This is a genomic window from Peptidiphaga sp., assembly GCF_057238965.1.
In genome coordinates, this window is record NZ_DBHHEV010000018.1 from 15,453 (window position 1) to 29,152 (window position 13,700).

The 13,700-nt window shown below is 60.4% G+C and carries 11 protein-coding genes and 1 other RNA gene; 3 read left to right on the top strand and 9 right to left on the bottom strand.

The window, feature by feature from the left end; translation table 11 throughout:
* Positions 1-71: 71 nt before the first annotated feature.
* Positions 72-353, bottom strand: a complete 282-nt coding sequence (locus ACO48X_RS03725; protein WP_485000642.1) for an HU family DNA-binding protein — start codon at positions 351-353, stop codon at positions 72-74.
* A gap of 1,032 nt (positions 354-1,385) precedes the next feature.
* Between ACO48X_RS03725 and mprF the strand changes: the two genes are divergently transcribed.
* Positions 1,386-4,436, top strand: coding sequence for a bifunctional lysylphosphatidylglycerol flippase/synthetase MprF (gene mprF, locus ACO48X_RS03730; RefSeq protein WP_485000679.1), 3,051 nt, complete (start codon positions 1,386-1,388; stop codon positions 4,434-4,436).
* Between the two features lie 180 nt (positions 4,437-4,616).
* On the opposite strand, the gene ACO48X_RS03735 is transcribed toward mprF, so the two are convergent.
* The 3 genes from ACO48X_RS03735 to ssrA all read right to left on the bottom strand — a co-directional run bounded on the left by ACO48X_RS03735 (position 4,617) and on the right by ssrA (position 7,442).
* The gene (locus ACO48X_RS03735; RefSeq protein ID WP_485000681.1) at positions 4,617-5,207 is read right to left on the bottom strand and encodes an Ltp family lipoprotein; all 591 of its coding nucleotides are present in this window, start codon (positions 5,205-5,207) and stop codon (positions 4,617-4,619) included.
* 643 nt (positions 5,208-5,850) lie between these two features.
* Positions 5,851-6,882, bottom strand: coding sequence for a hypothetical protein (locus tag ACO48X_RS03740; RefSeq protein ID WP_485000683.1), 1,032 nt, complete (start codon positions 6,880-6,882; stop codon positions 5,851-5,853).
* A 189-nt stretch (positions 6,883-7,071) separates the two neighbouring features.
* Positions 7,072-7,442, bottom strand: a transfer-messenger RNA (tmRNA) gene (ssrA, locus tag ACO48X_RS03745).
* Between the two features lie 511 nt (positions 7,443-7,953).
* On the opposite strand from ssrA, the gene ACO48X_RS03750 reads away from it, so the two are divergent.
* The gene (locus ACO48X_RS03750; protein WP_485000696.1) at positions 7,954-8,907 is read left to right on the top strand and encodes an SGNH/GDSL hydrolase family protein; all 954 of its coding nucleotides are present in this window, start codon (positions 7,954-7,956) and stop codon (positions 8,905-8,907) included.
* A gap of 178 nt (positions 8,908-9,085) precedes the next feature.
* On the opposite strand, the gene ACO48X_RS03755 is transcribed toward ACO48X_RS03750, so the two are convergent.
* Positions 9,086-10,021 carry a hypothetical protein gene (locus ACO48X_RS03755; RefSeq protein WP_485000685.1) on the bottom strand — a complete coding sequence of 312 codons (936 nt, stop codon included), beginning with the start codon at positions 10,019-10,021 and terminating at the stop codon, positions 9,086-9,088.
* A 408-nt stretch (positions 10,022-10,429) separates the two neighbouring features.
* On the opposite strand from ACO48X_RS03755, the gene ACO48X_RS03760 reads away from it, so the two are divergent.
* Positions 10,430-10,966 carry a hypothetical protein gene (locus ACO48X_RS03760; RefSeq protein ID WP_485000687.1) on the top strand — a complete coding sequence of 179 codons (537 nt, stop codon included), beginning with the start codon at positions 10,430-10,432 and terminating at the stop codon, positions 10,964-10,966.
* A gap of 64 nt (positions 10,967-11,030) precedes the next feature.
* Here ACO48X_RS03760 and smpB read toward each other — a convergent pair whose 3' ends face one another.
* The 4 genes from smpB to ACO48X_RS03780 form a co-directional block, all read right to left on the bottom strand.
* Complete coding sequence (smpB, locus tag ACO48X_RS03765) at positions 11,031-11,558, bottom strand: SsrA-binding protein SmpB (protein ID WP_040322734.1); 528 nt, start codon at positions 11,556-11,558, stop codon at positions 11,031-11,033.
* A gap of 356 nt (positions 11,559-11,914) precedes the next feature.
* On the bottom strand, positions 11,915-12,736 hold the full coding sequence (locus tag ACO48X_RS03770) for a peptidoglycan DD-metalloendopeptidase family protein (RefSeq protein WP_485000689.1): 822 nt from the start codon (positions 12,734-12,736) through the stop codon (positions 11,915-11,917).
* Entirely contained in the window at positions 12,672-13,274 is a 603-nt protein-coding gene (locus ACO48X_RS03775) for a coiled-coil domain-containing protein (RefSeq protein WP_485000691.1), read from the bottom strand. Before ACO48X_RS03775 ends, ACO48X_RS03770 begins: the two co-directional genes overlap by 65 nt.
* Positions 13,275-13,276: 2 nt before the next feature.
* On the bottom strand, positions 13,277-13,700 hold a 424-nt coding region (locus tag ACO48X_RS03780; RefSeq protein ID WP_485000693.1), incomplete at its 5' end, for an FtsX-like permease family protein.

The following is a 13,700-nucleotide window of genomic DNA, read 5'->3' on the forward strand; positions in this document are numbered from 1 at the left end:
AGGCCTCACGTCGCGGTGGAAAAATCGGTTATCGCAGTCCAGGCTCGAGAGATCGCAGGCCTGGCCCGCGATCATTCCGTCACGGCCTTCTTCAGAGCAGAGCCGGCGGTCAGCTTGACACCGTAACCGGCGGGAATCTGAATTTCCTCGCCGGTGCGGGGGTTGCGTCCCTTGCGGGCGGCGCGCTCCGTGCGCTCCACAGCCAGGAGGCCCGTAATCTTGACCGCCTCGCCCTTCGAGAGCGAATCGACCAAGACGTCCTGGAGCGCGGCAACGGCCTTGTCGGCGTCCGTCTTCGACAGACTCGCCTTCTCGGCAATTTTGGCAATAAGTTCAGTACGGTTGATGGACATACCCATACCTTTCGTTGAAGTGAAGGGCCCGGATGGGCCACTACTTCAGTAATCTAGCGGATTTCACGGCAAACTGGCGTAAATTCGGGCATTAAGTGGCGCGTTTTAAGTGAGATGCGTAACTTTTAGGCCTCGAAGTCCATCTACGGTATGAGTAATTGCAAGGCATTTGGACACCTGCGGGCCCGCAATCACGCTATTGGCCAAACTCCACGCGGCGTGCTAGCGTCGCACTTCCAAAACGAGTTCCAAGGCAGCGCGGCATTCTCGATCATTGAAAAGGCGACGTCGGCAAGACACCGGAGCGACGCCGGCGAGCACACCAGAACGACGCCGACAAGACACCGGAGCGACGCCGACATGACGGTCGCAGTCCGACCAAGTCCGCCCGACAACGTCGACCAAGTCCGCCCGACAACGTCGACCAAGTCCGCCCGACGCGTCGAGCCCGAATCAACGCCGTCGAACCGGAACACGCCGTGTCCGATCACCGTGTTGTCGCGCCGATCACGGCACAGTCGATCACGGCACAGCCGATCACGGCACAGCCGATCACGGCACAGTCAATCGCGGCACAGCCGATCGCAACACACCGGTCTCGCCGCGGACGACTTCGTCCATCGCCGCCCACAGCACAACCATCAGAAAGCTCCCAGGATCTACCGCCATAGTAAGTAGAGCTATAACCCAGGTGTGCAGAGCGACGACAAGCGAGCAAAGGATTGAAACCGTCACTTACCCGAACGCGGCCCACTGACGAACGCAGGCTTAATCGCATTGCGTCCGACGCCGACCACACGGCACACTCCAGCGCCGACCGCGGAACACAACCCGACGCCGCGCGCACAGGCACGGCAGACGCCAAGCCCGGCGCCGTCGGCGCAAGCCCGAATCAAATGGCGCACCCGGCACTCTCGGGTAGCATTGGCCTTTTGGGCGGCATGCTCCGCCAACAGCCCTCGGGCGACGACAGATGCAAGACTCGGGCGCCGAAAAACGGAAAACTCGAGTGTAGACGGACGGAAAGGCCGTATGAAGAAGATCGTTGACGTTGTCAAAGCGCATCCGCGCGTAGCGAGGTACACGTTCTACACGCTTATGGCGATCGGCGTTTTCCTCGTTGCCCGCGGCGAGTTCGAAACGATCTCGGGCCCCAACATGGCCGAGCTTTTCACCGAGGTTCCGCGCCCCACTCTGCTTGCGATCGTCGTCGGCGGAACTCTGGCCTTCACGGCGACGGGCGCCTACGACATCTTCGCCTCGCGTCATTTCGGTGTGAAGATACCCATTCGGACCTCCCTGAAAATCGGGTGGGTGGCCCAAGCCTTCAACAACTTCGCGGGATTGGGAGGCTTGACCGGAGGGACGATTCGCGCAAAGTATTACGCGAAAGCGGGCGCAGACAAAGACACGGCGCTGAAGATCACCCTGGCGGTGTGGGCGTCCAACCTCATCGGACTGTTCGTCATGCTCGTCGCCACGCTTCCCTTTGCGATCAAGTACGACCGCGGTGGCCTGTGGATCGTCCCGCTCGTCATGAGCCTCTACATTCCGCTTTATTTCTGGGGCGGGAAACTCAAAATCGGCAAAATCGACTTGAGCCGTTCCCCCTTCGCACTGCAAAACTTCAAACAGAAAACGGAGATGACCTTCGCCTCGCTCTTCGACTGGGTCATCGCCGGCGTGTATTTCTGGGCGTGCGTTCTCCTCTTCATCCCCGAAGCGGATCTGTGGCTTTCCCTGTTCGTTTACTCGACGGGCACCCTGGTGGGCCTCATATCCTTCATCCCGGGCGGGCTGGGAACCTTCGATCTGACGGTGGCGACCCTTTTCAAGGGCGTCGGATACAACACCACGGGCCTTCTTCTGGCGATCATCGTCTATCGCGTTTGCTATTACGCGATTCCCTGGATTCTCGCCAGCCTCTACGGGGCGAGCGAGCTGCTGGCGCCGAAGATCGGCTTGGGAGACAAGCGCAAGCGCGAGGACACCCTCGTGACCGTCCTATGGATCGGGACACTCCTCGCCGGCGTCGTCCTCATCATTTCCGTTTTCAGCCCGGCCATTTCGAGACGATTCGACATACTCAACAACATCGTCCCTCACGGCGTCATCGAGGCGTCGCGAATGACGACCCTGCTCATCGGGATCATGCTCATCATCCTTTCCCGAGGCATTCGCGCCCGAGTCGCCAGAATCTGGGGAATCTCGCTCACGATCATGGTGGCGGGGGCGGCCACGTCCATCGCAAAGGGCCTCGATTGGGAAGAAGCGCTCATCCTTTTGGTGCTTTCCACAATCCTCTTTTCGGTGCGCAACGCCTTCAATCGGGCTCCGCTCAAGCTGACGGCCAAGGGGTTCGTCGTCTCCGCCTTGACGATCGTCGGCATTCCCCTGGGGATCTTTCTGTGGCGTCTCTACCACGACCACCAGATCGAGCGGCCCTTCCCGGACCACGGCACGGCCTTGAGACACACCTTCTTCTACGGCGCCCTATGCGTCATCCTGACCCTGACGATCCTCTTTTCCAGGGGAGGACGCCTGGAATTCACGCCTCCGACGGAGGAAGACGTGGCCCGCTACGAGGAGTTTTTGGCCAAGTACGGCGGCAACGAGTACTCGCATCTTTTTTTCCTCGGAGACAAGCACGTCTTCTATTCCGCCAAGGGCGACGTCGCACTCCTGTACCGCCCTCATCGCAACAACCTCATTATCTTGGGCGATCCGATCGGCAACGAAAAGAGCTTCGAGGCGGCCATCGACGAATTCGTTCGATTGGCGGAGGAACACCGAATGAACGTCGCGATCTACGAGCTTTCGGCGAAGTACCTGGCCACATGTGCGGATCAGGGCTTTACCTTCGTCAAGATCGGCGAAGACGCGATGCTCAATCTGGGAACCTATTCGAACGTCGGAAACAAGGGCAAAATCTTCCGGCGCATGCGCAACCGCATGGAGGAAAAGGGAACCCACTTCGAGCTCATCGAACCTCCATTCACGCAAGAGTTCCTCGACGAAGTTCGATCCGTCTCCGACGCTTGGATCGGCAAACGCGAGGAGATGGGATTCTCACTGGGGCGCTTCGATCCGGCCTATCTTGGGAGAGCCCCCATCGCCGTCGTGCGCAACGAGAAGCGGATCGAGGGTTTCGCATCGATCATGCCGGCCAGCCCGAACGTCGCGTCTATCGACCTCATGCGCATTCGTCCGGACGCCCCCGGAGGCACGATGGACGGAATCTTCATTTCCCTCATCGAGTGGGCGCGCGACGCCGGGTACGAGTACTACAACCTCGGAATGGCGCCGCTGTCGAACACCGGGCGGGCAGTCTATTCGGGAAGCAAACAGAAGGTCGTGCGCTACATCTACGACTTCGGCAACCGCGCGTACAATTTCAAGGGCCTGCGCTCCTATAAGGAAAAGTTCCGGCCGGAGTGGACCAGCCGCTACCTCGTCTATCGCAACGCCGGAGTGCTCGTCTCCACGCTGCTGTCGGTTCTCGACGTCATCCACCGGCCGCCCCAGGCGAGCGCGATCGGCGTTCGGGACGTTCTCGCAGACTTCCAAGCCGGGCGCTCCTCCCTCCTGGCGAAGGGGCTCGGACGCCCAACGGTCGATCACGGCACCGGCCGCCCCGATTTCGAGGGTCCGCGCAGGGGCGCCCCCTCCCCTGCCGCAAAGAATTCGGCGAAGAGGGACGACGCCGCAGCGCCGAGGAAGAGCAAGGTTCACAAACAGAAGGGCCGCGCGATCGCGCCGAAGACTCCCATTGCCGCCGATGCGAGAACCCAGGCCGAGTCGGCGAAGAAGTCCGAGCCGGCGCCCAAAGCCAAACCCGGAGCCGGGTCGTCGTCCAAACCCGGAGCCGGGTCAATGCGCAAGGCCGACGCCGATCCGGGAATCGAAGCCGAGCCGGAGCCTAAAAGCGAAGCTGGGCCTATGCCCAAAAGCGAAGCCGAGCCAACTCGCAACGGCAAAACCGAAGCCGAGCCGGAGCTGAAAACCGAAGTCAAAACCGGCGGACAACGCGAGGCCGAAGCCGATAAGGCCCCCGCAAGGTCCGAGGTCGAGGAGCTAGGCTGACTTCTTCTCGGTAACACACGATAAGCTACATCGAAACCGCTCTCAGAGGCAGCCCCGAACCGCGTGTCGGAATCCGGGGCTGCCTCCTGTACGGGCATCAGCAGTTTGCGCTGACAGTTAGCGCTGACACCGGCGGTCTGCGTTGCCTCCGGCCCTCTGTGCTGGCATCGTCAGTTTTTGCTAGTCGTTGAGATGCGCTACAGCGTAATCCGCCTCACTGGCGGTGAATTTCTCGCCATACTCGCTGGTGAGCTGGTCGCGAATGGCCTGAGAAGACATGTGCATGGTCTCTTGGTACTCCTTTGCCTTGGCAAGCGCGTTTGCGTTGTAATCAGCTTGAAGGTTATCGACCGCGTATTGAGCAGCCTCAGCAGGGAATTTATCGGCGTACGGACTGATTAGCTGGTTGTAAATACCTTTCTTCGACATATGCATGACGTTTGAGTAGCTTTTAGCCGACTCGAGAGCATTCTGATACTCGCGGGGAACGCGGGGAACTTTAGGCTCAGCCTCTGGAGTCGGCACCGCAGCAGGGGCGGCCGTTTCCGGGGCGCTTTGGGTCTGAGGTGCAGCGTTAGCCTCGGGCGCGCTTTGGTCCTGAGGCGCAGCTTCGGCCCCGGGCACGTTTTGAGACTGGGACGCGCTTTGAGTCTGGGACGCGTTCTTCGAGCTCGAGGTCTTTCCCTCTTCAAGAGCCTGCCCGATGGCAGCGATCACAACAATCGAGACAATCGCAATAAACCACCAACGTTTATAGAAGGGTTTCTTCAACTGCGGTCTGGGCGCCGTTGGGACTGGCGCCCACGTGGGCGCGGGAGTTGGCTGGGACATTGAATCCTCCTTGATTCTTCCCTGTAAATAGTGAGCGTCTATTAGTCTATCGGAACGCTCACTCTCAGACTGTCTGTTTGAACTCCAAGTTTTAGCCAATCTTTCTCGTCTTCCCCTTTTCCCCTTTTGCCCCCGCTTCATGCGCCAGAGACGACGGCCTCCCGCGATGCGAGCCACCGCCAGGCGAGAGCCCGGGGCGGGCTGGCGAGGGGAAAGCCTGTCCGACTTCCGCCCTTCCCGCCAAGCGGGAGCTCGGAGGGAGGCTAAGCTTGCGAAGCGGTGCCGGTCCGGCAAACGGACGCCGAAAAACTTGCAGGCAGACATAAAAAGGCCCTGCGACGCCAAACCGACGTCGCAGGACCTGAAAGAGTGGAACTCAGGGGGTACGTGTCGAACTTGTTGTGTTCCGCTCACATCTGATTCTGCGCTCCAGTCCTTCACTGGCTGCGTAAGGCGACGGGCATCAAATTGGTGAGTTCGCCGCCCAAGGCGAGGTCGAATAGGTCAAGGCGGGCAGCCCCGGATACCTCTAGCGGCTGTCGCCGCTCGACATCATCAGGCGGGACGCCCATTGGGATTGGGATTACTGAGCCTCTTCTGCGGAACTCGCGTCGTCATGGTCTTCATGGGGGGTCAACAGCCCGTTCTCGTCGGGGGCCATCACACGGATTATCCCGGTGTTTCGCTGATCTTCCGGCAAAGACTGGCGCGCGTTCCAGGCGTCGTAGGCGAAGTCTCTGCGTCCCAGCCGAATCGCCGACTCCACCACGAACTGGCGACAACGGCGGAAGACGTCGTCGGAAAGGTCGGGCCCAGGACGCCAGCGGAAATGCGCCTGCCCATCCAACGTCATCATGACCCCCGGCGTATATGCCAAGAAGAACGTGTACTCTTGGACGTCGATCCCCAGAACGAGAATTCTCACCCAACTATCCAAGTTCTCCAACCACTCGAATGTCTTCTTTCCGACCGTCCCGCCATGATCTCGGATATCGAAAACTGAAGGAAGAAAGCTCGGCTTGGTCGTGACGAGGGGCCTTCCCGGGTAGTAGCTCTTGCTTTGCCGGTACCCCTGCACCAGCGTCTCGAAGCCGAGGCGCAGGTACTGAAAAGCAAGCATGCGATCTTCGTCTGCGCCAGAGCTGCAGTTATCCGCTCGGTGTATGTACTCGCGCACCTTGGGATCACGCACAAAGCCGAGCAGCGACACTTCGGCGAACGGGGTGTTGAGCCCTTGCTCGGCTGCGTCAGCGAGGAAGTTGAGCCCGTTCGCGATGTGTCTGTCGATCGTCTGCTTGTTGCTTTGATTGCTGTGGTGTTTGAAACCGACACGGGCGCTGTTCAGAGCAATCATGGCATGGCGATGACCGGACAGGTCACCGCCCCGAGTTTTCATATGATTGCTGACGGTATCAAACAACTTCGCGAAGTCCTTGCCCGGAGTGTCTACTTGATGGGCCTCCGCAATAAGGCTCAGCATCGACTCGACTGCATCGTGGATGGTCGAGATACTTACCGCGTTGAGCGGTTCCGGCTCCTTCGCTTGGTTCTCTGCAAGATCAGACTGGTATCTAACGATGCTCAGCCACTCGACGTGTTCCCGCTTCAATTCCATGTGAGTCCTCTCCCCTACGATCATACTACTAAACAACGGGAGCGCCAAAACCGCAGCGAGAACCCTCTGGAGGCAAGAAAACAGGGACAGTGCGGACTCTCGGTCGAGAGTTCAACACTGCCCCCATGGCGCACGTGTTGAACTCCTTTAGTGCTAACAAAGAGGACATTTACGCAGGTCAGATGTTTTCAGTGGAGATGGCGGGAATTGAACCCGCGTCCGACGATGCTTGCCCAAGTATTCTCCGGGTGCAGTTCGCAGTGCGTTGTTTTCGGCCCCAGCGCTCACGCGAACAAGTCGCTGACAGACCTAGCAGCGTAAAAGTCCCGAGCTGACCCGCTGCGTGTCAGCTCAGCAGTGGCTTTCAAAGTCGACGCCAGATTCTAAGAGGAAAGCACCCTTAGGCTGACGGATTTCGGAGCTCGCTCAGGCGGCGAGGGCGAAATCGGTGCTCTTGTTCTTGGCACCTATTGGTTTGCAGAGAATCGTTAACGAGATGACTCTGCATCCTCGACCCGCTTCCCTTCGGCGCACAGTCGCCGTCGAAACCGATCATCCCCGTATTCTGTTCTCATTGAACGCGCCTCTGTTGAAGCTCAGCAATTCTATATCGATTCTCCGTCGAATTCCAGAGCCAGTTCGCCCTTCGCGCACACCACCCGCATGCACGCGTGACCGCCGACATAGGATTGCCGACGGCGAAAAGAGACGAGTGTCGCGGACAGCCAAGAATAGAACGAGGACAATGAATATAGGATGCAAAAACGAGAAGGACAGGCGATGAAGAAAAGCTCGACACGCAAGGGCTCAACGCGCAAAAGGCTGACCTTCGCGGGAGTGGCTGCTTTTGCGATAGGCGGAATGATCGGCTGCAACGCGCCTTCGGCCTCTGAACCCCAGGCGGCCTCGACGTCCAAAGGGGCCGCCGCACAGAGGACGTCCCGCGCGTCCGCTTCAGCTAAAGCCCGAGGAGCCTCCAACGTTCGCGGGGCTTCGGGGCAATCGCCGTCGTCGGCCTCGCCTCGCAAAGATCTCAACAACCTCGAAGGCGCCAAGCTTTCCATCACCATCATGGGCGACTCATATTCTTCGGGCGTCGGCGGCGGCTCCTATTCCGGCGGAAGGTGCTTCCGAAGCCCGAACAGCACGGGAAACCTCTATGCGGAGAGCCTTCGCAAACGCGGCGCCGACGTCGAGGTTCGCGACGTTTCGTGCGCGAACTCGCGAATCGAACAGGTCACGATAAGTCAGAAGAGCGCCGTGCTCGGCAGTTCGGTGATCAACGGGCCACAGGCGGAGGGCGTTTCGAGCGGAACAGACCTCGTCGTCATGACGATCGGAGGCAACGATATGGGCTTCGGCAGCCTTCTCAAAACGTGCCTCATATCTAAAAGCCAGGCGGATGAATGTCGGAACAGCATCGCTGAAGCCAGGCGATCCCTTAACGGCGTCGAAGGCAAGTACCGACGCATCTTCAGCGCGATCCGTCAACGCGGCCTGCGCTCGGACGCCACGATCGCGGTCATGGCCTACCCCATGCTCGTCCGCGACGATTCCTTCACGCTGCGCGACAGTTCGGGCGCCACGGTGCATGTCAGCGACGAAATCCGGGCTCTGAGCCGGGAGGGCAACAAAAAGATGGCCGAGATCGTCAAAGCGGACAACGCATCCCATCCGGGGCAGACGATATTCGTCAGCGACGTCGCCGATCGTTTCGAGGGGCACCAGCCGCACGCCGACCGGAGCAAGGAGGACGGCGACGATCTATGGATCCATCCGATAAATTACTTCGCCGTCGGCAACTTCATCAGCTGGTATCACCCGAATTCCGCGGGATACCGCCAGTACGCCGCGGCGCTCCAGGACAGGCTGAGGTCTGCGGGCTTCGAGAGGTCGCTTGCGAAGCAGAAAGGCCCCGAACACGACAAAGATTCCGGGCAGGGCCGCGCCTCTAAGCAAGGCAGCGCCTCCAGCCAAGGAGACTCATCTGCGGCGGCCGCGACGACGATGGTACGGGCACCCTGAGGCGATACCGGAAGAAATCCTTCCACTGGTACCGGGACGTCATCGCCAGCCGCGGAGCCGCGTTATGAGAGTGCGCTGTGAGAGGCGGCGGGGTGCGAGAAGCGCGGGGATATGCGGGACATGCGCTCACCGGCAATCCGTCCGGTTCAAGACGCCGCGCAGACCGCCGTTTTTGACGTCAGTATTGCAGCACTTCCTTAGCCGCGTTCTTGATTCCGCGCCACATTGCCATCCCCCACACAGGGGTCTTGTCAAGGTACTCGAGCCATCCCGTAGAAAGATTCACGGAGCACGGCAGCGCGAAGGCGGAAAAATGAGCGTCTGGCTTGCGCTTCGTATAAGAAATGACTTCGGGGCTCGGTGCCGTCTGGCACATTACCGGGTAAATTCCAATGCCCTTCTGCAGGCCTCGAGGCGCGCCCTTGTAATTGTTGAGCGCAAAGGAAACGCAACCTTCTGTGAACTGCTGCATCATTGCCCCATTGCAGGCGTCGTTTTGGGTGAGGAAAAAGAACTGGTGGATGTTGACCAACGCCCCGGAAAAACGCTTGTTCACCATGAGATAGCTCGAAAGCTCAGGTATGTAGGTCGGCGGTGCCTGAAGACGCGCTGACACCTTTCCAAGATATGCACCGAACGGCGTATCGGAAGCCGGAGCCTGCGACGTCGGCTGCTGAGGCTGCTGCATGGCGGACTGGGGCTGCTGCATGGCGGGCTGGGGCTGAGTCATCCCAGGCCGCTGCATCGGCGATTGAGGACCGGAAGCAGCGCAGCTCTGCTGCATGGGGTCCTGCTGCGAAGGAAAAGACTGAGCGGGGCCGTAAGACTGAGCCGGGCTATAGGGCAAGGCGGAGCCTCCCTGCGCCGTCGGCGTTCCAAGGGGCATCGGCCCCGAATAACCGGTTGATCCCTGCGAGTGACCCGGGAAATCTTGCCGATAGTCCGCCGGGCCTCCGGAATGGCCCGTCGGGGCGTTCTGATAAGGGAACGGCGTTTGATTGCGGTCGATCTGGCTAAAGGGGCGATTGGGCGAGGCGTTGTTGACCGGCATCCCGCATCGACCGCAGACACCGGCATGTTCCGGAAGGGCTGCGTTGCAATTCAGGCAGAACATTTGCCGCCTTTCAAACCAGCGTTTTCCATAAGCCTGATTCTAACGCGCAGCCGCTTCCACCCCATAAGCAAGCGTACTGTGAGCATGCGAATACAAAAAGTTTCACCGCTCCTCATTGCCCGTCCTGCTCCCGTACATGGAGTCGATTTAAGGCTATGGCGTTGTTTTAACGCCAAGAATAGCGTTTTAATCGAGAGAATGGCGTTCAGCGCAAAGGTTGCCGTCTAAGAGTCTTCAGCGCCGACGTCGATTTTTTCGGACGCCTTTCGCGCCAGCGTACGCGTCCATTCAGAGATATGGTAGAAAGAGAAGGTTCCCTTCATCAAAAGACGGCGACATGAATCAGGTTGCGGCAGCCGTCCGGGCTGCCACGGCAAGGTCAAGTTGCGACAACAGAAAGCGAAGGCCATGAAGAAGTTCCTGGCGATTTCAGCGGCACTTGGTCTGCTCGCCGCTTGCGGATCGACGCCTGACCCGAATTCGAAGTCTTCGAAAAGCAACGGCTCCACAAACACCGACGTCACAAAACCGTGCGTCGGATGGATTAAATGGAGCAGCGGCTCGACGCCTCCGCCGTATTCGTCGCGATGGACCCTCGTGCTTTCCGCCGACGGCGCCAAAGCCTCGTTTTCACACGGCCCGAGCTATGGAGAAAAACCCACGTTCGAAGCGAAAGAATTTTCCGTCGACGCGCGAAAGTCCCAGGCCTTGTGCAAGGCTCTCCGTGACGTCCCGGCGGAACTGAACCCCAAAGTAGGCGGCCCCACCATGGAGTGGAAGGTGACGGGGGCCTCAGGTGGCGCCACCGACGACAACTTTGGCCCCGCATACAAGGCAGCGCTAGAGATCATCGGATCGCGGCGTCTCGATGAGGCAAAGAGCAAATTCAGCCAGTGGGCAGACGAGTACAAGAAATCGCGTGAGGAATCCTCAATAACCCGATGAGCGTGCGTCTGCTCCCACTGAAGGCGACAGCGCGGCGCCGCTCAATTCGCAGCGGTATGCGTCGCTAAGAACGCGAACGGCGCCGGGCGGCGGCCATCGCACGCTCCGCGTATCTGTCGGCGTCGCGACGGCGGATGGTCTCGCGCTTGTCCCATTCCTGCTTGCCTTCGGCCAAGGCGATCTCGACTTTCGCCCGCCCGCGCAGGAAGTAGAGCTCGAGCGGAACGATGGTCAGCCCCTTTGACTGGACCTTCTGCATGAGCTTGCCGATCTCCTGTTTGTGGAGCAGAAGCTTGCGCTTGCGCGTGGGCGCGTGATTCGTCCACGTCCCCATCGCGTATACCGGGATGTTCGCGCCGTGAAGCCAAGCCTCGCCGTAGCGGTCGATTTCGACCCAGGCGTCGACCAGCGAGGCGCGCCCCAGCCGAAGGGCCTTGACCTCGGTGCCGGTCAGCGACATTCCCGCCTCGTAAGTGTCAAGGATGGAATACTCGTGCCGCGCCTTCTTGTTGCGCGCGATCACCTGCTTTGCGTCGGCTTGCGCCTTCGCCTTCTGGGCCGCCGTCGGCTTCCCGTCTTTCTTCTTAGCCACGGGATCCTCCTTCGCTAGCCCAGGCCGACAAGGCGTCCATCGTACCGCCTTCGCCGGCGTCTGGCCAGCGGCGCGGGGATTCGGCCGGCCTTCCCGCCGGAGGCGACCCGGCAATGCGAAACACGTTGCGCACCGAGCCGAACGCCCGGCGCCGTCCCTCGAGAAGGACGACGCCGAACAAACACATCGGACGCACGCTCCCCCGAAAAAGGACGGAGCCTGACGGAACCTTCAGAACCTGGAAGTCCGTGAACTGAAGCCGTCGGAAAGCGACAGAAACCGAAGCGGTCAGAGAACCGAAAAGGAGCACAAACCAGAGCGGTCAGCCAACCGGGGAGCGACAGAAAGCGAGCCCGTCAGAAACCGGGAAGCGACATCGGGTTTATGACCTTTCCGTCGCGCCACACTTCCATATGAACGTGACATCCGGTGACCTGGCCGGTCTGGCCGGTCCACCCGATGAGCTGGCCCTTTTTGACCGTCTGGCCGGCGGAGACGGCGAAACCGGACATGTGGTTCGTCACGACAACCCACGAATGCCCGTTGACGACTCCGAGGTTGAGGAACACCTGATTTCCGTGCGTGGAGTTGCCGGGGGCGGGAACCGTCTTCGCGATGATCCCGTCGCCGGCCGCGACCTGCGCCTGCCCGCAGCGGGACCTGAGGTCCACGCCGTTGTGCATGTAGTACCCGCCGAAGGGGTAATAACGCATGCCGAAAGGCGAGGTCACCTGAAGGGGCCGCGGAATGACGGGAACGAGGAAGCCTCCGCCGACGACGGACTGGCCCGCGCCTCCCCCGCCGCCCGCAGGCTGCTGAGGCTGAGCGGGTGCCGCAGGGGCTTTCTTCGCGCTGTTCTTCCTGGCCTCAGCCTGAGCCGCGGCCGCGGCGGCCTCCGCCTTGCGGCGGTTTTCGGCGTCGATCGCGGCGATCTGAGAAGCCGTGGCGTCGCGGGCGGTGTTGACCTCTTGGATCGACGTCTGGAACTGGCCCTTTTGAGCCTCCAGCTGCTGGGACTGGGTGGTATACGTCGTTTTAAGGGCAGACAGCTGCTTGGCCTTCGACTCCGCGGCGCTCTGCTTGCTCGTCTTGTCGGCCACGAGCGCGTCCGCCTCAGACTTCAGCTGGGCGACCTTTTTGCGCACGGCGCTCTGGCGAGCCTGGCGATTTCGCGCCATCGCCGACCTTCTGGAGTTCCGCGGTCTGCTTGCGGAATGCGGCGCGGGTGGCCGAAACCGAGTTGTAGAAGTCCTCTGAGGACCGCGATCCGACCATCAGGTCCCACGTGCTCGGGAGAGTGTCTCCGCGGTACTCGGCGCGGGCGACCGTCCCCAGGTCCTTGCGGGTGACTGCGATGGTCTTCTCGCCCGAACGGACCTCCTTTTCAATCGAGTTGAGCTCAGACTGCGCGGCTTGAAGCTGGCCCGCCACGACTTCCTGCTGACGGGTGGCGGCAGCCAGCTCTGATTTCGCCGTTTTCAACTCGGCCTCCGCAACGGGAATCTGAGCCTGGGTCTGCTGGAGGTCAAGGTAGACCTTTTGCAGATTCGTGTTCACGCCTTCGAGCGAGGACTTGTAGTTCTCGATCTGGCGCTCCTGCTCTTGCTTTTTCTTCAACAGATCGTCGCGCTCGTCCGCCTGGGACGGGGACGTTGCGGCGAGGGCGAGAGCTGCCGCCGCGAAGGCGCATAGGAAGCGGGAGCTTTTAATTGACATAATCAGACCTTTGCATAGCGACGCAGTGTGATCCATGAAGCCGAAGCGGCCACGAGCACCGCCCCCACGACGAGCCATGGGGCGATGACGAACAGATCGCTGGTTTGGATTTGGCGGATCCACGTGACGGTGTCCGACAGCCACTCCTGTATGAAGTAGACGACGGCCGCCCACAGGCCTCCTACCGCCAAAAGCGATCCTATGAGTGCGGCTGCCGCTCCCTCCAATATGAACGGCAGCTCTATGAAGAAATTCGATGCGCCGACGTACCGCATGATCTCGGTTTCGTCGCGCCTGGACATAGCCGACAGGCGGATAGTCGTGGGTATGAGGAGCAAGGCTACGACCACCATGACCACCGCGAGGCCCGCGGGGACATAGCTGAGCCTGTCGAGGAGCCTGATGAGGGGATCGACCTGCTGAGGC

What these genes read in the sequence shown, in the direction of transcription:
- ACO48X_RS03770 (WP_485000689.1), bottom strand. Translation starts at nt 12,736, where the DNA reads ATGGCGCGAAATCGCCAGGCTCGCCAGAGCGCCGTGCGCAAAAAGGTC.
- ACO48X_RS03725 (WP_485000642.1), bottom strand. Translation starts at nt 353, where the DNA reads ATGTCCATCAACCGTACTGAACTTATTGCCAAAATTGCCGAGAAGGCG.
- ACO48X_RS03740 (WP_485000683.1), bottom strand. Translation starts at nt 6,882, where the DNA reads ATGGAATTGAAGCGGGAACACGTCGAGTGGCTGAGCATCGTTAGATAC.
- ACO48X_RS03775 (WP_485000691.1), bottom strand. Translation starts at nt 13,274, where the DNA reads ATGTCAATTAAAAGCTCCCGCTTCCTATGCGCCTTCGCGGCGGCAGCT.
- mprF (WP_485000679.1), top strand. Translation starts at nt 1,386, where the DNA reads ATGAAGAAGATCGTTGACGTTGTCAAAGCGCATCCGCGCGTAGCGAGG.
- ACO48X_RS03760 (WP_485000687.1), top strand. Translation starts at nt 10,430, where the DNA reads ATGAAGAAGTTCCTGGCGATTTCAGCGGCACTTGGTCTGCTCGCCGCT.
- ACO48X_RS03755 (WP_485000685.1), bottom strand. Translation starts at nt 10,021, where the DNA reads ATGTTCTGCCTGAATTGCAACGCAGCCCTTCCGGAACATGCCGGTGTC.
- ACO48X_RS03750 (WP_485000696.1), top strand. Translation starts at nt 7,954, where the DNA reads ATGGGCGACTCATATTCTTCGGGCGTCGGCGGCGGCTCCTATTCCGGC.